The organism is Pseudoflavonifractor phocaeensis (assembly GCF_016901735.1).
Classification (GTDB): Bacteria; Bacillota; Clostridia; order Oscillospirales; family Oscillospiraceae; genus Pseudoflavonifractor_A.
Window position 1 is genome coordinate 1 of record NZ_JACLZC010000191.1, and the last position, 533, is coordinate 533.

The following is a 533-nucleotide window of genomic DNA, read 5'->3' on the forward strand; positions in this document are numbered from 1 at the left end:
CTGCCCTGAAGCCCCGCAGCTTCAGCGAAGCCCTGATTGCCTGCCAGAGCCGCTACAATCTGGAATACTGCAACAATGTGACCAACGCAGCCGGACGGCGGGTGCGTGGTTTTCTGGGGATTGAGGTATTGGTGAGAAATCATATATCAGTGTTTTCCGGTGATTCGATGCGTACGTACGTACCGGAAGATGTGCCGGAGGAATGGCGGCGCTAATACCGGGGTCCCCATCGGAACCCTGTAAAGTGGTTCCGTTGGGGAGAGGACGAGCAGCGAAACGAGTGAGCTTTCGGCTTTAGCCGGAAGCAAAGGATGTGGAGCTTGTGAGGACGCTGTACGTACGTACACTTTGATTGACCGTTGTTTTCCCTTTTATAGCAATTCAGCGGCTATGGTAGTCAGAATCACCGGTCAAATCCCCATGCTAAATCAAGGCAAGTGAGAATCGAAAAGTATTTGACGGTTGGAAGAAATTATTTTGCGAAACCGTGCTTCTCGCCCTGATGAACCGGGTGCATGAAATCATGGGAAAAT

The 533-nt window shown here is 51.2% G+C and carries 1 pseudogene; it reads left to right on the forward strand.

Annotated features, from left to right (window positions below):
* Positions 1-215 (forward strand): annotated as a pseudogene (locus H7U37_RS15210) (DNA primase family protein); the annotation flags it as partial.
* Positions 216-533: the final 318 nt, after the last annotated feature.